The organism is Nocardia sp. NPDC051756, assembly GCF_040681495.1.
In the GTDB taxonomy this organism is placed as follows: Bacteria; Actinomycetota; Actinomycetes; order Mycobacteriales; family Mycobacteriaceae; genus Nocardia.
The window spans coordinates 33,036-56,626 of sequence record NZ_JBFAYV010000009.1 but is presented as its reverse complement, the minus strand read 5'-3'; the positions used below and the strand labels follow the sequence as shown (position 1 = coordinate 56,626).

General features: G+C 69.9%; 10 protein-coding genes. All 10 read left to right on the top strand.

The genetic code is table 11. The annotated features are described in order from the left end of the window. The first annotated feature begins 10 nt into the window (after window positions 1-10). The 10 genes from AB0M22_RS35205 to AB0M22_RS35160 all read left to right on the top strand — a co-directional run bounded on the left by AB0M22_RS35205 (window position 11) and on the right by AB0M22_RS35160 (window position 23,577). The gene (locus AB0M22_RS35205) at window positions 11-1,681 is read left to right on the top strand and encodes a condensation domain-containing protein (protein ID WP_364736244.1); all 1,671 of its coding nucleotides are present in this window, start codon (window positions 11-13) and stop codon (window positions 1,679-1,681) included. Continuing rightward, the gene (locus tag AB0M22_RS35200; protein WP_364736242.1) at window positions 1,678-5,997 is read left to right on the top strand and encodes an AMP-binding protein; all 4,320 of its coding nucleotides are present in this window, start codon (window positions 1,678-1,680) and stop codon (window positions 5,995-5,997) included. The genes AB0M22_RS35205 and AB0M22_RS35200 overlap by 4 nt, the downstream gene beginning before the upstream one ends. Window positions 5,998-6,155: 158 nt before the next feature. Continuing rightward, entirely contained in the window at window positions 6,156-9,596 is a 3,441-nt protein-coding gene (locus AB0M22_RS35195) for an amino acid adenylation domain-containing protein (protein WP_364736240.1), read from the top strand. A gap of 51 nt (window positions 9,597-9,647) precedes the next feature. Continuing rightward, window positions 9,648-15,776 carry an amino acid adenylation domain-containing protein gene (locus AB0M22_RS35190; protein ID WP_364736238.1) on the top strand — a complete coding sequence of 2,043 codons (6,129 nt, stop codon included), beginning with the start codon at window positions 9,648-9,650 and terminating at the stop codon, window positions 15,774-15,776. A gap of 37 nt (window positions 15,777-15,813) precedes the next feature. Beyond that, window positions 15,814-16,578, top strand: coding sequence for an alpha/beta fold hydrolase (locus tag AB0M22_RS35185; RefSeq protein ID WP_364736236.1), 765 nt, complete (start codon window positions 15,814-15,816; stop codon window positions 16,576-16,578). Continuing rightward, the gene (locus AB0M22_RS35180) at window positions 16,575-17,903 is read left to right on the top strand and encodes a polyketide synthase (RefSeq protein ID WP_364736235.1); all 1,329 of its coding nucleotides are present in this window, start codon (window positions 16,575-16,577) and stop codon (window positions 17,901-17,903) included. The genes AB0M22_RS35185 and AB0M22_RS35180 overlap by 4 nt, the downstream gene beginning before the upstream one ends. Continuing rightward, window positions 17,896-21,000, top strand: coding sequence for a nocobactin polyketide synthase NbtC (nbtC, locus tag AB0M22_RS35175; protein ID WP_364736233.1), 3,105 nt, complete (start codon window positions 17,896-17,898; stop codon window positions 20,998-21,000). Before AB0M22_RS35180 ends, nbtC begins: the two co-directional genes overlap by 8 nt. 65 nt (window positions 21,001-21,065) lie before the next feature. Then, window positions 21,066-22,049, top strand: coding sequence for an ATP-binding cassette domain-containing protein (locus AB0M22_RS35170; RefSeq protein WP_364736231.1), 984 nt, complete (start codon window positions 21,066-21,068; stop codon window positions 22,047-22,049). Continuing rightward, on the top strand, window positions 22,046-22,816 hold the full coding sequence (locus AB0M22_RS35165) for an ABC transporter permease (RefSeq protein WP_364736229.1): 771 nt from the start codon (window positions 22,046-22,048) through the stop codon (window positions 22,814-22,816). Before AB0M22_RS35170 ends, AB0M22_RS35165 begins: the two co-directional genes overlap by 4 nt. Then, the gene (locus tag AB0M22_RS35160) at window positions 22,813-23,577 is read left to right on the top strand and encodes an ABC transporter permease (RefSeq protein ID WP_364736227.1); all 765 of its coding nucleotides are present in this window, start codon (window positions 22,813-22,815) and stop codon (window positions 23,575-23,577) included. The genes AB0M22_RS35165 and AB0M22_RS35160 overlap by 4 nt, the downstream gene beginning before the upstream one ends. The last annotated feature ends 14 nt before the right edge of the window (window positions 23,578-23,591 follow it).

Genomic DNA, 23,591 nt, shown 5'->3' with positions numbered 1-23,591 from the left:
AGGATCGAAGATGTCGGATTCGTTGGTGCGACGTGCGCCCAGGGCCACCACCGCTGGGGATCGCGGCACGCCGCTGTCCCTCGCGCAGCAGGCCGTGCTGCTGCCGGAACGACTGCGGCGCACCGCGGCCGCGAATCTGTTCGTCGCGCTGGAGGTCGCCGGCGACCTCGACGACGAGGCGTTCGAGCAGGCGGCCATCGCGGTGCTGATCGAGCACGAGATTCTGCGGACCGTCTTCCCCGACGATCGCCGCGTCCCGTACCAGCGGGTCGTACCGGCGCCGGACAGCCTGGTCGAGACCGTCCGGATCGACGCTGCCGCACTGGAGCCCGCGCTGCGTTCCGACGCCGTGCACCGCTTCGACCTGGTGCGCGACCTCCCGATCCGGATTCGGCGCTATGCCCTCCCGGACCGCGCCGTCGTCTCGATCACGGTGCATCCGGTCGCGGCCGACGACCGTAGCCTCGATCTGCTGGCCACCGGACTGTTCGCGGCCTACGAGCACGGCCAGGCCGAGCCCGCCGCGGCGCAGTACCGCAGTCTGGTCGTCGCCCAGCTGAAGGAGCTGGGCGCCGGCGACGACCCGGGCCTGGAGTACTGGACAGCGCGGCTGGCGGACCTGCCCGAACGCGCGGTCCCGGTCGTCGAGGACGAGCTCGGCGCGGAGGGACCCCGCCGGGCCTTCCGCCTCGATCGCGGCACCTTCGACACGCTGCTCGATGGCCGCGACGCGGATGCCACCTTCGCCGCGCTCATTGCGCGGGTACTGAGCGAGGCCGGAATCGGCGAGGACGTTGCGGTGGGCCTGGTCGAGCCGGCGCGGGCCGAATCGGGCGCCCTCCTCGGCAATGTCGCCAATCAGCTTGTCCTGCGGCTGGATTCGGTGCGTGCGGGCGCACCGCGCGACCTCATCGACGCCACCGTGGCCTGCGTGATCGAGGCTCGCGCGCACGCGCAGCCCCGGATCGAACGGCTCACCCATCAGCTGAAGGGCACCGCCGCGGTGGTGACCGGCGCGCTGTTCCAGGTGCTGGTCGGCGTGCGCGACGGTGGACCGCTCGCGCTCCGCACGCCCGAATACACCGTGCGCGAGCTGAACCGGCGGACCGCCCGCCCGCACGGGGTCGACCTGGTGGTCGATGTCGCGATCGATGCCGACGGCGCGATCGTCACCCTCGACTTCCCGGCGTTGTCCGGTCGGCGGGCCTTGGACGAACTCGCCACGCACCTCGAAAGCCGTTGCGCGGCCTGGGCCGCCGGGACGGACGAGCCCATCGCCGCGACGCTGTTCACCCAGGCCGGCTCGGCCGACGGCCTGCTGGGCGGCCCCGGACTCGGCGGCGAGCCGCAGACCGACGCGGAACGCGTTGTCGCCGCGGCGATCCGGAAGGTGCTCGAACTCGACGAGGACGACGAGGTCGGCCGCGCGGACACCTTCTTCTCCCTCGGCGGCGACTCGATCGCCGCGCTGCGCCTGGTCACCGACCTCGCCGAACAGGGGCACGTGCTGGACGTGCAGACGGTGTTCGCCTTCCCCACGATCCACGAACTCGCCACCCAGTTGAGTGAAGGCGACCCCGCCGCCGAGGTGCCCGCGCCGGCCGCCGCGGCGCCGATGAGCGCCTCGGGCCTGGATCCGGCGGCGCTGGCCGCGCTCGGCCAGAAGTTCGGCGTGCGGTGACCGTCGAGATCCTCGACGTCGTCGCGCTGTCGCCGTTGCAGCGCGGGCTCTACTCGGTCAGCACCATGTCCGGCGACGTCGACCCCTACCTGGTCACGTTCGCCGCGCGGATCGACAACCTGGTCGACCTCCCCGGCCTGCGCGCGGCGTTCGACGAAGTGCTGCACCGGTATCCGCACCTGGGCGCGGCGGTATCGACCGATGGCCTGCCGCATCCGGTGCTGGTCATCACCTCGGCCGGCCGGATCGGTTGGCGCGAGGTCGATCTGCGCGCGGCCGACGACCCGGAGGCCGCGGCCCAGCAGCTCTATTGGGACGAGGGTCGCCGGCGCATCGACCTGGACAACGGCCCGCTGTTCCGGGTGACGGCGGCGCGGGTCGGCGAGCACGCCTACGAATTGATCTGCACCGCACATCACATCGTGGTCGACGGCTGGTCCATCCCGCTGATCTTCGCCGACCTGATCGCGCTGCACGGCGGCGCGGGCTCGGCGCTGCCCCCGGCGCCGCCGCTGCGCGAGCACGCGGCCTGGCTGGCCACCCGCGACACCGCCGCCTCGATCGCCGCCTGGACCGCGGCGCTGGCCGTCCTGACGCCGATGCCGATGCTCGCGCCACCCGCGCCGGGCGATCTCCCGGTGCTCGGTACGGCCGAATTCGACCGTGCGGAAACCGAACTCGTCTCGAACTGGGCCCGTTCCCGCGGCATCACCTTGAACACCGTCTGCCAAATGGCCTGGGCCCGGGTACTTTCCGGGCTGACCGGCCGCGACGACGTGGTCTTCGGACAGACCACATCCGGGCGCGACGCTTCGTTGCCGCACGCCGATCGGCTGGTCGGCGCGCTGGTCACGACCATCCCGGTCCGGGTGCGGATGGACGAGCGCTCGCCCGCGGTGATCGGCGCCGAGCTGCAACGCGCCGTGGCGCAACTGCGGGCCCACGAATACCTGGGCATCGCCGAGATCACCAAGCACGCGGACGCCGGACAGCTCTTCGACACCCTGCTGGTCTTCGAGAACACCCCGCTCGGGGAGATCACCGCGTCAATGCCGCTGGCCGGCGGAGCCACCATGACGCCGCGCCGGATCGACTCGCCGAGCCACTATCCGATCGCGGTGGTGCCGGTGGTGGAGGACCAGCGGCTCATCACCCGGGTGGAGATCCGCCCGGATCTGGTGGACCGATTCGATCCGGATCGGTTGGCGCGCAGGGTACTCGAGGTCATGCGCCGGATGATCGACGCGCAGCGTGGGTGCGATATCGACCTGCTGCTCGAGGACGAACCCGCCGCGCTGACCGTCGAGACGCGGCCGCCGGTTGCTTACGCGTCAGTACCCGAGGCATTGCTTGCCGCAGCTGAGCGGGCCGCCGAGCGGGTCGCTGTCGTCGACCCGGTGGGAGAGCAGTCCTTCGCCGAGTTCGGCACGGCCGTAACGGCATTGGCCGCGAATTTGCGCACCGCGGGTGTCGGCCACGGCGATGCGGTGGCGGTCGTGCTGCCCCGCGATCGCCGAGTGCTGCACGCGCCGTTCGCGATCGGCCTGGCGGGCGCGCTGTGCGTGCATGTGGATCCGGCGACGCCCGCCGATCGGCTGGCCTACATGTTCGAGGTCGCGAACGTCGGTGTCGTGCTCGGCGACGAGTCGCTCGCCGACGCCTTGAGCCTGGTCCGCGAACAGGGCCGCGAGGTCGTGCACGCGGTGCCGGACCACGACGGCGGGTTACGCGTGCTCGGTGAGCCCGGCTCGCCGGCCGCGAATGGCCCGGTCTCGCAACCGAATCGGCAGACGCCGTGCTACGTCGTGTTCACCTCCGGCACCACGGGCCGCCCGAAGGGCGTCGTGGTGCCGCACGGCGCGTTGCTGAATCACTGGTCGAACCACGAGCGCCGGATCTTCGCGCCGCTCAGCGCGCAGACCGGGCGGCAACTGCGGATCGGCCACGGCTGGTCGACCGGATTCGACGCCGCCTGGCAGCCGACGATCGCCCTGCTCAGCGGACACGCCGTCGTCCTGCTCGGGGACAACGTGCGCACCGATGCCGAGCAGATCGTCGCGGCGATCGAGCAGCAGCGGATCGATATCTTCGATACCTCGCCGTCCATGCTGAGCCGGTTGATCGCCGCCGGACTGTTCGCCGAATCCGTCCAGCACGCAGGGGAATACTGCCCGTTGCTGGTGCTCGCGCTCGGTGGCGAGGCGATCAGCCAGGACACCTGGACGCGCCTGCGGCGATTGCCGACCACCCGGGTGATCAACTTCTACGGACCGACCGAAACCACAGTCGAGGCGCTGATGGCCGACGTGCACGAGCACGCGGCGCCCACGATCGGGCGCACCTTCGACGGGCTGGCCGCCGAGGTGCTCGATCACCGGCTGCGTCCGGTGCCGCCGGGCGGCCACGGCGAGCTGTACCTGTCCGGCGCGCAACTCGCGCTCGGCTATCTCGGCCGGGCGGGCGCCACCGCGGCCGCGTTCGTCGCGGGGGGCGGCGGAAGGCGTTACCGCACCGGCGATCTGGTCCGCCGGACCACCGCGGGCACGGTGGTCTACGAGGGCCGCATCGACAGCCAGGTCAAGATCAACGGCTATCGGGTCGAGCCGGACGAGGCGACGGTAGTGCTGCGTGAACTGGATGGCGTAACGCACGCCGCCGCACTGGCTTTCGTGGAGAACGGCCGAACCAGGCTGGGCGCCTTGGTCGTCACCGAGCGCTCGGTCGCCGATATCCGGGCGGCGCTGGCGCTGCGGCTGCCGCGGTTCCTGGTGCCGACCAGGATCGCGCACGTCGAGCAGATTCCGTTGAACCGCAACGACAAGCTCGATGTGCACGCCGCGACCGCGCTGTTGCACGCACCGGTCACCGACGCGGTCGCGGCCGAGCCGGCCACGGAGACCGAGCGGGCCCTGCTCGGGCTGATCGCCGCGATGGGCGAGGGCCGCACCGCCGCGGTGGGCGTGCTGGACAGCCTGGTCGATCTGGGCATCGACAGCATCGGCATCATCGATCTGGTGTCCCGGCTGCGCGGCGCCGGCTACCGGGTGACCGCGAAAGACGTTGTCGCCGCGGCGGATCTGCGTGAGCTCGCGGGCAGACTCGACGCCGCGGACGCGGCGGATCCGGTCGAGGCGGCGCACACGGCCGCGGGCACCGTCCTCCCGCTCACCCCGCTCGCGCACGAGATCATCGCCAACGGCGACTACCGCTATCTGGCGCAGAGCCAGGTGATCACGCTCCCGGACGACGCGTCGGCCGAGCAGATCGCCGAGCGGCTCGACGCCTTGGCGGCCGCCCACCCGACGCTGCGTTCCCGGCTCGACCTCGACTCACCCGGCACAGCCGTGCTGGTCGTCGAGGAATCCGCCCACGCGGCAGCATGTTTGACCGTGGTCGCCGACTCGTCCGACGCCGCCGCCCGGCTGTCCGAAACCGTCGACCGGCTGAATCCGGCGGCAGGGCAGATGATCGCCGCGACACTGCTCGACGGCGGACCTGGTCGGCGCCGGCTGCTCCTGTCGATCCACCACCTCGCCGTCGACGTCGTCTCCTGGTTGATCCTCGTCGACGACCTGCGCAGGCTCGACCAGGGCCAACTCCCGTTGAACGAGGCCGCCCGGCACACCACCGCGGACCCGGCGCCGGCCACGCGGTCACCGATCCTCGGCGTCCCGCTCGGCGGCAGGCTCACCGACCCCGCCACCGACCGAGCGGCCAAGGTGATCCAGCGCGTGCTCGAACTCGGCCCCGAACGCACCGAGCGGCTGCTCGCCCGATGCGCGGAGACCGGAATCTCGGTGGAGGACATACTGATTCTCGCCGGGGCGCGCACGTTCGCTGACAGTGCCGACGCCACCGGCCGGGTCGCGCTGACCAGGGAATCGCACGGCCGGCCCGCCGACGACGACACCCGGCAGGTCGGCTGGTTCACCGTGGAGGAGACCGTGCTGGTTCCGCTCGCGGAGATCGACGGCTGGACACCGGGTTCGGGTCCGCCGCCACTCGGCGACCGCACACTCGCGGCGCGCGGTCAGCTCAGGCTCAATCATCTCGGCCGGTTCGACGTGTTGAGCTTCGGCGCCGGCGCGTGGTCGCCGGCCCCGCTGGCGGAATTCACCGCCGAGTTCGGTGTCGCGGGTCATCCCGATCTGCCGGTGCGGTTCACCGTCGATGTGACGACGGCGGTCGTTCCCCAGGACGACGGGGCGTCGCTGGTCGCCCAATTCGACGTCAACTCGGCGGTTCTGGGCGAGGCGGACACCGACGTCCGGGTCGACCGCTGGGCGGCGATCCTGACCGAATTCGCCGAACGGTGAGCCGGTAACCGGCGGTACGCCGATGACGAGTCATCAAAAATGGGTTAGGCAAACCACACTCTGTCTCTGACCCCACTTCTTGGGTTACGATGCCTTGAGATTAGGCAAGGCTTGCCTATGTAGCCCGATGGGCTGCTTCTCGGCTGGTGAGGAGTCCGATGCTCGGCAAGGCTGAACTGCGCGACCTGGTGGCGGCGGATCTCGGCGTAGCACCCGAAACGGTGGGTTACGACGACGATCTGGTGAGTCTGGGCATGCATTCGATGAAGCTCATGCATCTGGCCGCCAAGTGGCGCAAGCAGGGCTATGACGTGCGCAGTTCCACGCTCGCACTGTCCCCGACGATCGCCGCGTGGGCAGAGTTGCTGGGTATAAGCCACATCGCCGAAGAGCCCGCGCCGACGCCGGTCGTCGAGACCGGCGCCGCCACCGACGAATTCGCGCTGGCGACGATGCAGCACGCCTACTGGGTCGGCCGCAGGCAGGATCAGCGACTCGGCGGCGTGGCGGCCCACCTCTACGTCGAATTCGACGGCCGCGGCCTGCGGGCGGATCGCATGCTCCGCGCGGCCGACCGGCTGGTGCGCCACCACGCGATGCTGCGCGCCCAATTCCTGGACAGCGGTACGCAACGCATCCTGCCGGAGCCGCTGGTTCCGGTATGCCGCACGCTCGACCTGAGCGCACGGCCCGAGGCCGACGTCGAGGCCGAGCTGAGCCGGATCCGGCAGGACAAGAGCCATCAGCGCATGGATGTGGCCGCCGGACAGGTGGTGGACATCGCCGTCACGGTGCTGCCCGACGGCGCGCACCGCCTGCATCTCGACGTCGACATGGCCGCCGCCGACGCGCAGAGTTACCGCCGCATCCTTGATGACCTGGCCACACTGTACGAAGCCGACGACGACATCCTCCCGCCGCTCGGCTTCACCTTCCGCGACTACCTCGCCGCCAAAGCACTTACCGCGCCGGACAATTCGGCCGACGAGCAGTGGTGGGCGCAGAAGGCGCCGACCCTGCCCGACATCCCGTCGCTGCCGGTCGTTCCGGAGAACGAGCGACCGGATCCGGCGCGCAGCATCCGGTTGCACCACTGGTTCGACCCCGCCGACAAGGCCCGATTGCAGCAGTACGCGCACGGCAACGGCGTAACCCCGGCCGTAGCGCTGGCCACCGTGTTCAGCGAGGCCATCGCGCGCTGGTCGGCGCAGCAGCGTTTCCTGCTGAACCTGCCGCTGTTCGCCCGTGAGCCGCTGCACGACGACATCGACCGGGTGGTCGGCGATTTCACCAATTCCGTGCTGGTCGATGTGGACGCGCGCACGACGGAGTCGATGGTGGACAGAGCGAAGCGGTTGCAGCGAGAGCTGCACACCGCGGCCGCGCACTCCGGCTACGAGGGCCTGGACGTGCTGCGCGAGCTCGGCAGACTGCGCGGCGCGCCGGTCACGCCGTCGGTGGTCTTCACCTCGGGGCTCGATCTGGGGGAGTTGTTCTCCGAGCGGGTCACTCGGGTCTTCGGCGAGCCGGTCTGGATCCTCTCGCAGGGACCGCAGGTCGACCTGGACGCGCAGGTCGTGGAGCTGGCCGGTGGATTGCTGGTGAACTGGGACATCCGCCGCGACGCGCTGCCCGCGGGCGTCACCGAGGCGATGTTCGCCGAATTCCGGGCTGTCCTGGCCGCACTCGTGCGCCCGGACGCGGACTGGTCCGCGGAACTGGCCATCGCGCTGCCGGAACCGCAGCGCGCGGTCCGTGATTCGGCCAACGACAGCGCCGTCGACCTGGGCGAGCGCACCCTGCACGACGTGTTCTTCGCACTGGCCCGGCAACATCCGGAGCGCGTGGCGTTGCGCTGGCGGGACGGCGGGTCGTCTGGTTACGGCGAGCTCTCCGCGCAGGCACTGGCGGTCGCCCGCGCGCTGGTCGATGCGGGTGTCGAGCCCGGCGACACCGTCGCGGTCGTGATCCCCAAGGGGCACCGGCAGATTCCCGCCGTGCTCGGCGTGCTCGCCGCGGGCGCGGCCTACCTGCCGATCGGCACCGACCAGCCGAACGCGCGGCGGGATCGGATCCTCGCGCGCGGTGGCGTGCGGGTCGCGCTGGTCGACGACGCGGACGCGCTACCCGACGCGGTGACCGGTGTCGTCCTCCGAACCGCTTTGGCTGCAACACCTTTGGACAACCCGGTGGCCACGAAGCCGGATGCCCTGGCCTACGTGCTCTTCACCTCGGGATCCACCGGCGAGCCCAAGGGCGTGGAGGTCAGTCACCGCGCCGCCGCCAACACCATCGACGCGATCGGTACCCGCTTCGGCCTCGGTGCAGACGACCGCCTGATCGGCTTGTCCGCGTTGGGATTCGACCTGTCGGTCTACGACATCTTCGCGCCGCTGTCGCTCGGCGGCGCGCTCGCCTGCGTCGACGCGGAATCCGAGCGGGACGCCGCCGCGTGGGCCGCGCTCATCGCCGACGCCGGTGTCACCGTGCTCAACTGCGCGCCCGGCCTGATCGGCATGCTGCTCGATCTCGCCGCACCCGAGCAACTGCGCTCGCTGCGGCTCGTGCTCACCGGTGGCGACAAGGTGAAAACCCAACTCGCGCAACGCACCCGCGCGCTGGTGCCCGGCCTGCGCTTCGTCGGCCTCGGCGGCACCACCGAGACCGCGATCCACTCCACCGTCTGCGAGGTCACCGACGACTTCCCCGCCGAATGGGCCGACGTGCCCTATGGCACGCCGCTGGCGAACGTGCGGCTGCGCGTGGTCAACGAGCGCGGCGAGGACTGCCCCGACTGGGTGCTGGGTGAACTCTGGATCGGCGGCGCGAGCGTCGCCGACGGCTACCGCGGCGACGCCGAACGAACGGCGGACCGGTTCGTCCTGGTCGACGGCGTGCGCTGGTACCGGACCGGTGATCTGGCGCGCTATCTGCCGGACGGCACCGTCGATTTTCTCGGGCGGGCCGACCATCAGGTGAAGATTCGTGGCTACCGGGTCGAGCTCGGCGAGATCGAGTCGGCGCTGACCACGCTCGCGCCGGTGCGCTCGGCCGTCGTGGTGATCACCGCGGCGGGCCGGCTCGCCGCCGCGGTCACCGCGGACGGCCCGGCCGAGGTCGACGGCGTCGTCGAGCAGCTGCGGGAGCTGTTGCCCGCCTACATGATTCCCGAAGTCGTCGAGGTGCTCGACGCGCTTCCGCTCACCGCCAACGGCAAGCTCGACCGGGCCGCGATCGGCGCGTTGTTCGCCGAGGACGCCGAGACCCGCTCCGGCTACGTGCCCCCGGCGAACGAGGTGGAGGCCGCGGTGGAATACATCACCGCCCAGGTGCTCGGGCTCGACCGGCTCGGCGTCGACACAGACTTCTTCGACGTCGGCGGCAACTCGATCCTGGCGACCACGCTGACCGGGCAGATCCGCGGTCTGCTCGCGGTGGACGGCTTCGGCGTGACCGGTGTGCTCGAGGGCCGCACCGTGCGCCGGATCAGCGCGGGCCTGCTGGCCGCCGAGCCGTCGCCGGACCGGCTCGTGCACGTCGCCCGGATCCTGCTCGAGCTGGCCGAGCTCAGCCTGCCCCCGTCGGCGGCCCTGGTGTAGCGCGGAATGCGTTGCCGCACCGGATAGTTCGAGAAAGATTGGTTTGACGTAATGCGATCGCTGGAAGACCTACAGGAAGCGATGCGGGCCAGGCTCGCCGCGGCCGGGCTGGCAGGCACGCCCACCGTGCCGCAACGCCGGGATCCGACCCGGGCCGCCATGTCGTTCGGGCAACGCTATGTGTGGGCGCACCAGCAGATCTCGCCGGACAGCACCGCGTACAACCTGTGCCTGGCGCTGACCTTCGACGGCGAGGTCGTCGACGACGCGCTGCGGCAAGCCTTTCTGGCGCTGGTGCGGCGACACGAGGTGCTGCGCACCACCTATCACAACGACGAGCACGGAAATCCGTACCAGCACATCCATCCGGAGCTGGCGCCCCGGGTGCGCGAGCTCGATCTGACCGGATTCGCGGCGGGCGAGGCGGAGCGCAGGCTGACCGCGCAGGTGGCGGCGGCCGCGCACGAAACCTTCGACCTGTCGAACGAATCGTCCCTGCGGCTCGATTTCGTCCGGATCGACCCGCGCCGCCTGGTCGTCATCGTCGTGATCCAGCACATCGCCTGGGACGGTATGACTTTGCCCGCGCTGTCGAAGGACGTCGAGCGGTACTACCGCCAGGCGCTGACCGGTTCGATCACCGTCGAGCCGTTGCGCCGCCAGGTCGCCGACTTCGCGGAGTGGGAGCAGGATCGCTTCGCGACCGCCGATCACGCTGCGGACAGCGACTTCTGGGCCGGTCGATTCGACGGCGAGGTGCCGGAACTGCCGCTGCCGTACAACCGGCGGCCCCTGCTCGTCACCGAAACCGGCAGCCGGCTGGACCGACTGCTCGGCACGACCGCGGACGCCAACCTACGCAGCCTCAGCGTGGCACTGCGCACCACCCCGTTCTCGGTGTTCCTGGCCGCCTATTACGTTGCGCTGCGCCAGATCACGGGGCAGGCCGACGTGGTGATCGGCACCACGGTCGCCAACCGCGAAGAGTCCGGGATGGAGCTGCTGATCGGCAATTTCAGCAACATGCTCCCGTTGCGGTTGAACCCGTCGGCCGATCGCGCGGGCGGCGGCACCTTCGCCGAGCTGGTCGAGTACGTGCGCACGGTGACGACAGAGGCGTTCCGGCACAAGAACTTCCCGCAGGAGGGCGTGGTGCGCGCGGTCAACCGCGCCACCGGCAACGTCGGCTCCGCCCTGTTCGACACCATGGTGCTGTTCCTGGACCAGAAGATCGACGGACCGCAGCTGCCCGGCGCGGTCACCAGCTGGCGGCTCGCCGACCACGGCGCCTCGCTGCTGCCGATCGCAGTCGAGGCGTTCCTGCACAGCGACCGGGTCGACGTGCAGATCACCTATCGGACAGACCTTTTCGACGAGTCGACGATCGAACGGCTGCACGACTACATCGACCAGACGCTGGCCGCCGCCGCGGCGGACCGTTCGGTGGAGGCGTTGCTCGTGCTCTCGCCCGCGGATCGCGCGGCAGTGCAGACCTGGTCGCGCGGCGACCGGGTGCCGATCGAGCCGGCCACCGTCGACGCGATGATCCGTGATTCGGCGCGTGAGCACCCCGATCACATCGCCGTGGTCTTCGGTGAAACCGAGTTGGCCTACGCCGAATTCGACGCGCGGGTCAACCGGCTCGCCCGTCGTTTCCTCGAGCGTGGCGTGCGGGCCGGCGACCGGGTCGGTGTGTTCGCCGAGCGCAGCGAATGGCTGCCGGTGGTGTTCGCGGCCGTACTGCGCGCGGGTGCCGTGTATGTGCCGATCGACCCGAGCTACCCCGCCGACCGCATCGAATTCATGCTCCGCGATGCGCAACCCACCTTGCTGGTGCGTTCGGCCGGGCCCGACCGCGTGCTCGATCCGGAACACAGTGCGGGCGTGCCGATTCTGGATCTCGCCGACCACGCCGAGCAGGCGGCATCGGCGCGGCTCGACGCCACCCCGATCCGGCCCGGCGAACTCACCCGCCCCATCCACCCGCTCGATGCCGCCTACCTGCTCTACACCTCGGGCACCACGGGCAGGCCGAAGGGTGTGGTGATCAACCATCGCGCGGTCGCCAGTCACGTCCAGTGGATGCGTGACTACCTGGGTTTCGGCGCCGAGCGGATCCTGCAGAAAGCGCCGATCGGCTTCGACGTCTCGGTCTTCGAACTGGTCAACGCGCTGTGCACCGGTTCGACAACCGTTCTGCCGCCGCCGGATTGGTGGCAGGCCGATGTCGAAGCCTTGGCCGACATCATCGATCGGCACCAGATCACCCAGTTGTCCCTGGTGCCGAGCGTGACTCGGGCGTTCCTCGACGCAGATCCCGATCCCGCCCGCCTGCGCTCGATGCGGTTCGTCTACCTCGGCGGCGAGGCGGTGCCGCCGCCGCTGGTCGAGGAGGCCGGCCGAGTATTCGGCGGCACGGTGCTCGGTCTCTATGGGCCGACCGAGGCGGCGATGGACCTCATGCACGAGAACTTCGCGGGCGCGCTGGCCGCACCGGACGATTTCCGCGCCGCGCTGATCGGCCTGCCCGAATCGAATTCGGACGTCTATGTGCTCGATGATCGATTGCGGCCGGCGCCGCCCGGGGTGACCGGTGAATTGTATTTGGGCGGAATCCAACTCGCGCAGGGCTACCATCATCGGTCCGGCCCGAGCTCGGCGACCTTCGTCGCCTGCCCCTTCACCGACGAACCCGGCGCACGGATGTATCGCACCGGCGATGTCGTGCGCTGGCATCCCGGCGGCAGCATGGAATACCTCGGCCGGATCGACGATCAGGTCAAGGTTCGCGGTCACCGGATCGAACTCGGCGAGGTCGGCTCGGTGCTGCGCCAGGTCCCCGGCATCGCGTCCGCCGCGGCGATCGCGATCAATCGGGAGACCGACGCGGCCCTGGTCGCGTACTACGTGCCCGAGCCCGGTTCGGCGTACGAGTCCGGCACCGAGGCCGAGAACTCCGGCGCCATCCGGGCTCACCTCGCCGACCGGCTGCCCGACTACATGATCCCGTCGGCGCTGGTGAAATTGGCCGAACTGCCGCTCACCGCGAACGGAAAGCTGGACCGCAAGGCCCTGCCGGTGCCGGATCTCGGCGGCGGCACCGGGCGCGGTCGTGCCCTGCGCGACCCGGCCGAGCAGGCGGTCGCCGCGGTGATCCGGCAGGTGCTCGGGCTCGCCGAGCAGGTCGAACTGGCCGCCGACGACGACTTCCTCGCGCTCGGCGGCGATTCCATCAGCGCGATCCGGATGGCGTCGGCGCTGAAGAAGCGCGGCCTGCTGATCACCACCAGCGCGCTGTTCGCGGCGCGCACCATCGCACTGATCGCCGCGGCCACCGCACCGATCGACCTGTCGACCGCCCCCGCGCTGGTCGAATCCGGTGACGGCACCGGATGGATCCCGCTCAACCCGATCGCCACCCTGCTGACCGAGCAGAGCGCCGACTACGCCGCCTACAGCCAGGCCACCGCCGTGGTGACCCCGGCGGACAGCTCGCGCGACCGGCTGACGACCGTCCTGCACGGTCTGGTCGACCGGCATCCGCTGCTGCGGGCCCGGCTCGCGACCGGACCGGACGGCCGCCCCGCCTATTACGTGCCGCGGGCCGAGGAGTCGTTCGCTCACCCCGAACTCATCGACGTCGAGATCGACTGCGCCGCATGGGCATCGACCGCGACCGAGGCGCTGAACGAGCAGTTGCGCGTCATCGCCGAATCGCTCGATCCGGCGGCAGGCCGGATGGTCGGCGCGGCCTGGGTGCACACCGACGACCGGTCCGCCGGACGGCTGCTGCTGGTGCTGCACCACCTGGTGGTCGATGGCGTGTCCTGGCGCGTCATCCACGAGGATCTGCGCAGGCTCTGGGCACACGAAGAGCTTTCGGCGGCCGACCTCGGCACGTCGGTGCAGGCGTGGAACACCAACCTGGTCCGGCTCGCGCAGGCCGAGTCGGTGACCGAGACCCTGCCGTCCTGGCAGGAGATCGCGGACAGGGCCGACCCGCTGCTCGGCCAGCGCGCGTTCGATGCCGCCGTCGATACGGTCGCGACGGTGCGCGAGGTCACCGCCGAGCTGGATATCGCCGACACCCGGTACCTGATGACCACCGCCGCGCAGGCCTTCGGTTGCGACTTCCTCGACATCCAGGTGGCGGCGCTCGCCGTGGCGACTCGGCGGTTCCGGCAGGCCCGCGACCGCGACGCCGACCCGGTCGCACTGACCATGGAGCGGCACGGCCGCGTCGAAAGCCTGTTCGCCGGAGTGGATCTCGCCAACGCGGTCGGCTGGTTCACCACCGCCTACCCGGTCGCGCTGGACATCGCGGCCGACGCCGAGATGGTCGGCGCGGTCAAGGCGGTCAAGGAGCAGCTGCGCGCGGTGCCCGATTCCGGCATCGGCTGGGGTCTGCTCCGGCAGCTCAATCCCGACACCGCGCCTCGGCTCGCCGGTAGCGCGCCGCCGCAGCTCAGCTTCAACTACATGGGCCGCTTCGCCGTCGCCGACACGGCGAAAGATTGGGACGCCGCACCGGAATTCGGCTATCTCGGCGGCCATGCGAACGCGGCCATGCCCGCGCCCGCGCTGCTCGACATCAACACGGTCGCGGTGCTGGACAACGATTCTCCGCGGCTCCGAGCGTCCTTCCGGTTCCCGTCCGGCCCGATCGCCGAGGCCGAGGTCCGCGAATTCGCCGACCTGTGGACCGGTGCGCTGCGCGAACTGGCGAAGACCGTGCGCGAGGATCCGGTCCGGCGGTTGACGCCGAGCGACGTGCTGGCCCGCGACGTGACCCAGCTCGATCTCGATCGCTGGCAGTCGCTCTACGGCCGCTGCGTCGATGTGTATCCGCTCGCGCCGCTACAGGCGGGGCTGTACTTCACCGCGATCAGCAACGCCGGGCGCGACGCCTACACCGTGCAGACCACGATCACCGTGCGCGGCGCGCTGGACGTGCCGCGGCTGACCCACTCGCTGAACAACGTGCTGAATCGGTATCCGAATCTGCGCGTTGCCATTTCGGTGTCGCACGCGGGACAGCCGCACGCGATCGTCGCCGACCGGATGGACTTCCCGGTCGAGGAGGTCGACCTCTCGACCGAGCCGGACGCGCAAGCGCGACTGCTGGAATTCCTCGACACCGATCAGGCGGGCGTGTTCGACCTGTCCCGCGGACCGCTGATGCGCGCGACCGTGGTGCACCTGCCGGATTCGGCGCACATGCTGGTGCTCGCCTCGCATCACATCCTGACCGACGGCTGGTCCGGACAGCTGCTGCCGCGCGAGATCTTCGCCGACTATGCCAGCGGCGGCACCGCCGAACCGCTCGGCAACCCGGGGACCTTCGCGGAGTTCCTGCGGCTCACCGAGGATCGCGAGCAAGCGACCGAGGACGTGTGGAACGAGTACCTCGCCGGGGTCCAGCCGTGTGTGGTCGCGCCGAATCGGGTGCCCGGTGGCTCGGGCGTCCCGGTGGCGCACCGGTTCCCGGTCGACGCCGCGGTCGCGGACGCGTTGACCGAGCTGGCCGCCGCGGCCGGCACCACGTTCAGCGCGGTCTGCCAGCTGGCCTGGGCCAACGTGCTGCGTTATGTAACCGGCGGGGACGCAGCGGTTTTCGGCGAGGTAGTGTCCGGCCGCCCGGCCGACCTCGACGAGGTGGACAACGCCATCGGCTGCTTCGTGAACACCGTCCCGGTCGCCATCGAGCTGTCCGCCGAGCAGACCTGGCGCGGCCGGCTCACCGACGTCCAGCGCCGGCGCGCCGACCTCATGGAATTCCAGCAGTACCCGCTGACCTCGGCGAACCGAGTCGCGGGCGCGCGCAGGCTGTTCGACAGCATGTTCGTCTTCCAGTCCTACCCGTCGGGCCGTGACGAACTGGTGCGGCTGCTCGGCGAAGAGCAACTGGACCTGGTGTCGTTCGAGGGCCGCGGCGCCACCGACAACGCGCTGCTGATCATGATCTTCCCCGCGGACCTGCTGTTCCCCGGTGAACCCCTACAGGTCGTCGTCTTCTACGCCGAGGACTCCTTCGACGACAACGACATTCAGATCATCGAGTCCGCGTTCACCAACACCCTGCGGGCCATCGCCGAGGACGCCGATCGCCGCATCGGCGACACCGCGGTCCTCGACGACGCGGACCTGGGGATGTTGGTCATGCGACGGATGTGGCAGTGAAGCACCGCGATCGCGGTGCCAGGCAGGAGATCAGGTAATGGCAAGCACACCGGGCTGGATCCGAAAGTTTCACAAACCGCGGTCCGCGGACAACCCACCATTGGTGATCTGTCCGCACGCGGGCGGCGGCGCCTCGACGTACCGGCCATTCTCCAAGGCGCTTAGCGCGCACTTCGACGTGATCCTGCTGCAATACCCGGGCCGGCAGGATCGGGCGCGGGAACCGGTGCGCGACACCATCGAGGAGACCGCCGCCGACGCGTTCGACGAGTTCGCCAGGTCGCCGTTCAATCGGGGCGTGCCGATCACCCTCTTCGGCCACAGCATGGGCACCATGGTGGCGTTCGAGTTCGCCAGGCTGGCCGATGCGGCGGGCGTGCCGGTGCGGCTGCTGGGGGTCTCCGGGGCCTGCGCGCCATGGCAGGTGGCCGATATGCCGCCGCACCCGACCGAGGACGACGAACTACTCGATCATGTCGGCGGGTTGCAGGGCACCGGCGCCGATCTGCTGGCGAACCGGGAACTGATGCGAATGGCATTGCCCGCGTTGAAGGGCGACTACCGCGCGTTCGATGCCTACAGCTGCCCCGGGGACGTCACCATCGGCACCCGGATCGAGGTGATGGGCGGTAGCGAGGACGAGTACGTCGGCATCGGCGATCTGTTCGCCTGGCAGCAGCACACCGAGCAGGAGCTGGCGGTGACGATGTTCGACGGCGGGCACTTCTATCTCGACGATCAGGTCGAGGGCATCACGGAAATCCTGTCCGCCGAGCTGGTTTCGCAGGAGGCGGCGCGATGACCGAGCATCCGATCGACGACGATCCCATCGTGATCGCCGGCCTCGCCGTCGAGGTACCCGGTGGCATCGACACCCTGGCCGGATTCTGGTCCGCCCTCGCCGAATCGCGTGATCTGATCGGCCCGTTTCCGCGCGACCGGGAGTGGCCGATCGACCGGCTGCTGACCCAGTCCGAGGCCGACGGCTGGAGCCGGGTGCGCGACGCAGGCGGCTTCCTCGACGGCGCGGCCGAATTCGACCCGATGTTCTTCGGTATCACGCCGCGTGAGGCGGTGGCGATGGATCCGCAGCAGCGGGTCGCGCTGCGGGTGGCCTGGCGTGCATTGGAGAACGCGGGCATCAACCCGATGACCCTGGCCGGTGACGAAGTCGGATGCTTCATCGGCGCTTCGTACACCGAATACGGCCCGCGCGGTGACGAGGCGAACGACCTGACCGGATATCGGGCGACCGGCTCCGCGATGGCGGCGGTCGCTGGTCGGATCTCGAATTGCCTAGGGCTGTCCGGTCCCTCGATGAGTGTTGATGCGGCCTGTGCCTCTTCGTTGTACGCCGTGCATCTTGCGGCGTCCGCGATTCGCGCCGGCGAATGCGACTGGGCGCTGGCGGGCGGTGTCTGTGTCATGGGCTCACTCGGTGGCTTCTTCGAGTTCTCGAAGGTCAACGCGCTGTCCACGGATGGTCAGTGCAAGCCGTACTCCGCGGACGCACGCGGCACCCTCTGGGGTGAGGGCGCCGGAGTCGTTGTGCTGGAACGAGAATCGCGCGCCAAGGCATTCGGTCATCGGGTGTACGGACGGGTGCTCGCGACTCGGGTGAACCACAACGGCTCGGGTGCGCCGATCGCGGTGCCGAGCGCCGCGGCGCAGGCGCAACTGATCGCGAAAACACTTGAGGCAGCCAGTATTTCAGCAGATCTGATCGGCATGATCGAGGGCCACGGGACCGGCACCGCGGTCGGTGATCCCCTCGAATTGACCGCACTGGCCCGGGTTTACGGGGCAGCCGCGCAGCCGGACAACGGTCCGCGGCTCGGTTCGGTCAAGTCGAACCTCGGCCACGCACAAGCGGCAGCGGGGATTCTCGGCCTGATCAAAGTGCTGCTCAGCGGCCTGCACGGCCAGATACCCCCGACCAGGCACGCGGAAAACCCGACAGCGCAGCTGGATTGGTCGCGATCGGGTCTGCGGCTGGCCGATCGGCTGGAGGACTGGGCGCCCCGCGACGGGGTGCGGTACGGCGCAGTCTCGTCGTTCGGGGTAGCGGGCACGAACGCGCACGCGCTTATCGCGATGCCGGTGCTGGAGGAGGAGATCCATGTCTGACTACCGACTTCCGGACGGCAGCATTCCGGTGCTGCTGTCCTCGGACACGGCGGATTCGCTGCGTCGCGAAGCCGCGGCCATCCGGTCCTACCTCGGCGATCATCCCGAGGTCGGTCCGGATCGGGTTGCCGACATGTTGTTCCGGACCCGGGTCGCGCGCCGGTTTCGCGCACTGGCCATGGTCACCGAGCGGGCCGAGCTCATCGAGGCGCTGAGTGCCGTCGCGAACGGTGAGCCGCATGCATCGGTCGTGGCCGGCGGCAGCGCCGCCAAGGCGCGCAAGATCGGTTACATCTTCCCCGGCCAGGGCAGCCAGTATCCCGGAATGGGCCGGATGCTCTACGCGCATTCGCCTGCGTTCAAGGCCGCGGTGGACGCGGCCGAGGCGGTCTTCCAGGACCTGTTCGAGCTCTCGCCGCGGTCTTACCTGCTCGCGGAATCCGACCCGGGACACAACCTGTTGCGCATCGTGCAGCCCGCGTTGTTCATGCAGATGAACGGCCTCGCCGCGATGTGGCGGGCCGCCGGTGTCACCCCGGGTGTCACCATCGGGCACAGTCAGGGCGAGCTGGCCGCGGGCGTGGTGTCCGGGGTGATCACGCTGGCCGATGCTGTGCGCGTGGTGACCATGCGCGGTGGACTCGTGGACACCCTGGCCAAGCAGGAGGGCCGGGAAGACCAGTACTCGATGGCCGTGGTCGGCGTGGACCGCGAGGAGTGCGAGGCCATCCTGGCTCGGCAGTCCGGTTGGGCGGAGCTGTCGGTGATCAATTCCCCGCACGTGCTCGCCATCGGCGGGGAGCACGCGACGGTCACCCGCGTGGTGGCCGAGCTGACCGAACAGGGCAAGTTCGCCAAGGAGATTCGCGTCGGATACCCGGCGCACACCTCCGTCGTGACCGAGTTCCGGGACAGCTTCCTGGACAACTCGCTGGCGGCCAAACTCGATCGTCCGGAGTTCGCGGCGACCGAGATCGAGTGCATCGGATCGACCCTCGGCACCGCGATCACCCCCGATCTGCCGGTGGGGGACTATTGGTATTGGAACTTGCGCAACCGAGTTCGTTTCGACCTGGCGATCGCGCGCGCGGCCGAGCGCGGGGTCGACACTTTCCTCGAGATCGCCGATCATCCCGCACTGTTCCTCGCGGTCCAGGAGAACCTGAGCGCCGTCACCCCGCAGCGCGACTTCCAGACGATCGGCACCTCCCGCCGATCGGCCACCGATCTGCGCGAGTTCACCCGCAACCTGGGCCTCGTCGCGGTCAGCGATCTCGGCTACGACTGGTCCGCGTTGCGCACGGATCCGACTGCCGTACCGCAACTTCCGCTGCTCGACTTCCCGAACACCCAGATGAACCCCAAGCACCTGTGGGCGGCCTATGATCACGTCGCGGCTCCGGCCGCGACCAGCGCCGCGCCGGTAACCGCCGCTGCGGTCGAGCCGAATACTGTGCCCGCACAGCGCATTGTGGAGCGATGGGTGCGGCTGAGCAGCCGTGCGCTGGTGCCGCCGCGCACCATGGCGGTGCTGGATCACGGTGGCCGCAGCGCCGAGCTGGTGGCCGCGCTTCAGGACGCCGCCACACTGCACGGTGTGTCGATCGTCGATCCGCATAGTGCGGGAACGGTTTTCGACACCGCAGTCATTCTGCTGCCGGACCTGGGTGATCTCGAGGTCGATGCGGCGGTAGCGGAACTCGCCGAATTTCTCGGCGAGCGCGGGTGGTTGCCCCGGCTCGACGGTGTCCGCGACGTGTGGCTGGTCACGGTCGGCGGCGAGCAGGTGCTCGACGCGGACGTGCCGAGTCTCTTCCACGCCGCGGCGCAGGCCGGATTCCGTTGTCTCGCCGCCGAACACCTCGGTGTCTCGTTCCGGCATGTGGATATCGCGCCCGGTCGGCCCGCCGCGGACTCGGCCAAGGCACTGTTGGTCGCCCTGCACACGGCACGGGAACCCGAGCTCGCGCTGCGCGATGGCGGTGTCTACGCGAAACGGCTGGTCGCCGAGGATGTCTCGACGGTCCAGCCGTTCGGCTCCGCCGGCCTGCGGGAGGTCGTGATCGTCGGCGGCACCGGCAAGCTCGGGCTGGACTTCTGCGAGCGTTTCGCCCGGGACGGTGCCGGACGGATCACCTTGCTGAGCCGCTCCGGTGGCGTCGCGGAGTCGCTCGTCCGGATCGAGCAGATCAAGCGGCTCGGCGCCACCGAGGTGATCGTCCGGCGCTGTGATGTCACCGACGAGGCCGCGGTGCGCGCCCTGGCCGACGAATACCGCAGCACGCCTGCGGATCTGATCGTGCACGCCGCGGTCGACTACGTCGCGGCCGCGGAGCTCACCCCGGAGTCGGTGCGTGCCGCGGCGGCGCCGAAGGTCGTCGCGCTGGAGCACCTGGTCCGGCACTTCCCGCGGACGCCGGACGGCCGGATCGTGCTGTGCTCGTCGCTCTCGGCCACCATCGGCGGGCGCGGGCACATGGTGTACGCCGCGGTGAACCGGATGCTCGACGCGGCGGCGGCGCGATACCGCAGCCGTGGCATCGCGAGTACCTCTGTGCAGTGGGGACTTTGGCGTGCGGTCGGCGCGGATCAGGCCGACGCACTGGCCAAGATCAGCGGAACCGGCCTGCGGCCGATGGAACCCCTCAGCGCGATCGCCGCGGGTATCACCGCGCAGGCGGAGAACGTCATCGTTGCGACCGCGGACTGGGACCGGCTGGCAACCCTGTTCTCCGCCTTCGGTTTCGACCCGCTGTTCAGCAGTTTGGAACTCGGAGACCTACCCGAGGAGTTCGCCGAGGTAGCGCAGGATTCCGTCGTCATTTCCGCCCCGGCGGCCGCGGTACCGGAACCGGCCGCTAGCCGGTCCGTCGCGCCGAACACCGCCGAGCAGGTGCAGTTCGCCCTGCGCGCGGTGATGGGCATGGACACCACGGAGACCATCGATGGCTCGGTTCCGCTGGTCGCCCTCGGCTTGGATTCGTTGCAGGCGTTGGACTTACGCAAGCGCATCGAACTCGAATTGAAGCGAGAGCTGCCGGTCACCGCCATCTTGGGCGGCGCGTCCCTCGACGAGGTGGTGACCTTGCTGGGCTAGCCGCCCCGATCGGGATTCACCGGGACCGAGCACGATTCGCAGGCAGCAAGGACGGAGACAGCACGGTGGGTTCGAGCAGGGTAACGGGGGCGCCCGCGGCTTCGGCCGAGCACGCGATCGTTGTAGACTGCGTGGAAAAGTCCTTCGGCGAGGTGAAGGCGTTGCGCGGCATCAGCTTCCAGGTGCCCAAGGGCAGTGTGCTCGGGGTGCTCGGCCCGAACGGGGCGGGCAAGACCACCACCGTGTCCGTGCTGTCGACGCTCACCAAGCCGGACTCCGGGCGGGCGCTGGTGGCCGGGTACGACGTCGTCCGGCAAGCCGCGGAGGTCCGCGCGTCCATCATGCTCACCGGCCAGTACGCGGCGCTGGACGAGATGCTGAGCGGCCGGGAGAACCTGGTGCTGTTCGGTCGCCTGATGGGGTTGCGCCGCAAGGAGGCCCGGGCCCGTGCCGACGAACTGCTCGGCCAGTTCGAATTGACCGAGTCTGCCGATCGGCGGGTCGGCCAGTACTCCGGCGGCATGCGGCGGCGCATCGACATCGCGTGCGGTCTGGTGCGGCCGCCGGCGGTGGTCTTTCTCGACGAGCCGACCACCGGCCTCGACCCGGTGAGCAGGCAGAGCCTGTGGGGACTGGTGCGCTCGCTCAAGCAGCAGGGCGTCACCATCCTGCTCACCACGCAGTACCTCGAGGAAGCGGATGTGCTGAGCGACAACATCATTGTCGTGGACCAAGGCACCGTGATCGCCGAGGGCACTGCCGACCAGCTCAAGGCGCGCACCGGCGCGAGCTACTGCGAGGTGGTCCCGGCCGACCCCGGCGACCTGCCCGCCGTGGTCACCGCGCTGACCGGGATCGGCGAGATCACCGTCGCCGAGTCCGCCGACCGGGTGTCGCTGCCCGCGCCGGATGGTGCCACCACGCTTGGTGAGGCACTACGCCGGATCACCGACGCCGATGTCGAACTCATCGACATCGCGTTGCGCAGGCCCTCGCTCGACGAGGTGTTCATCGAACTGACCAAGCCCGCCGCCGAGGCCGCCGAATGACCACCGAAACGATCCTGCGGGTACCGCACGGGATGCAGTGGACCGCGTTGAGCGGGCGCGGTATTCGTGCCGCGGTGCGCGAGGGCGACCTGGTGCTCGCGTTCGCGGCGCCGCTGACCTTCTTCGTCTGTGTCTATGTGCCGCTGCGTCGTTCGATGGAGGCGACCGGGATCGACTACGCGCAGTATCTGCTGCCCCTGATCGCCATTCAGGCCATGTTCTTCACCGCCATGTTCGCCGGCGATCGGGCGGCGCGAGAGGTGGCGGGCGGCATGGGCACTCGGCTGCGTGCCATGCCGGTGCCGCCGTGGATACCCCCCGCCGCCCGGATCTCGGCGAACGCGGTGCGCGCGCTCGCCGCGCTCGCCGGTGCGCTGACCATCGGCTCGGTGTTCGGCTTCCGCTTCCACGGGCTCGGCTCGACCGTGGCCTTCCTGGTGCTGGTGCTCGGCTTCGGTGCGGCCGTGGTGATCGCCGCCGACGCGCTGGGTACCGCGACGGCCAATCCGGAACTCGGCGCGACGGTGCTGTTCGCGCCGCAGCTGCTGTTGCTCATGATGTCGACGGGTTTCGTTCCCGCGCAAGGATTCCCGGGCTGGATCCAGCCCTTCGTGCGCAATCAGCCGGTGTCGCAGGTGACGGCCGCGTTGCGGGAGCTGTCCGCAGGCCGGTACACGACGACCTGCGCCGTTGCCGCGGTCTGGGTGGCCGGGCTGCTGGCCGGCGCCATGATCGTGTCGGTGCGAGTGGAAGGACGGCGGCGATGAACGCGCTCGTCGATCAGAGCCTGGTGGAAACCGGCAGGCTGCTGCGCCGCTGGAGCAGGCAGCAGGAGGTGGTGACCACGACCCTGGTGCTGCCGATCCTGCTGCTGCTCATGTTCGATCTCGTGCTCAGCAAGTCGCTCGACCTCGGCGGCGGCACCGACGCCATCTACGGTTTCGTGCCGATGATCGCCGTGGCCGGCGCCATGTACGGGGCGACCGGCACCGGCCTTTCGCTCTACGGCGAGCGGGAGAGCGGTCTGCTGCGCCGCTTCTGGGTACTGCCGATCAATCGCTCGGCCGGGCTGATCGGCAGGCTGCTCGCCGAATGCCTGCGGGCAGTGGCGGCGACGGTGGTCGTGGTGGTGGTCGGCGTCGTGCTCGGCCTGCGTTTCCAGCAGGGCCTGGCCGGTGTGCTCGGCGTGCTGATCGTCCCGGTGATCGTCATCTCGGGATTCACGCCGATGGTGATCGTGGTGGGGGTCAGCCGGATCGGCGACAAGGTGGTGCAGATCTTCGCCGCCGTGGTGCTGCTCGCGATGTTCTTCAACTCGGGTTTCGTGCCGATCGAGAACTACCCCGGTTGGCTACAGCCGATCGTGCGCGGCCAGCCGATCAGCTGTGCGGTGGAGGCGATGCGCGGGTTCACCGTCGGTGGGCCGGTCTCGGTTCCGTTGTTGCAGACCGTCGCCTGGTCGGTCGGGTTGGTCGCGGTCTTCGGGGCACTGGCCGTTCGCGGCTACCGTCGGGCGGCCGAGAGCTGACCGGCTCGACCCAG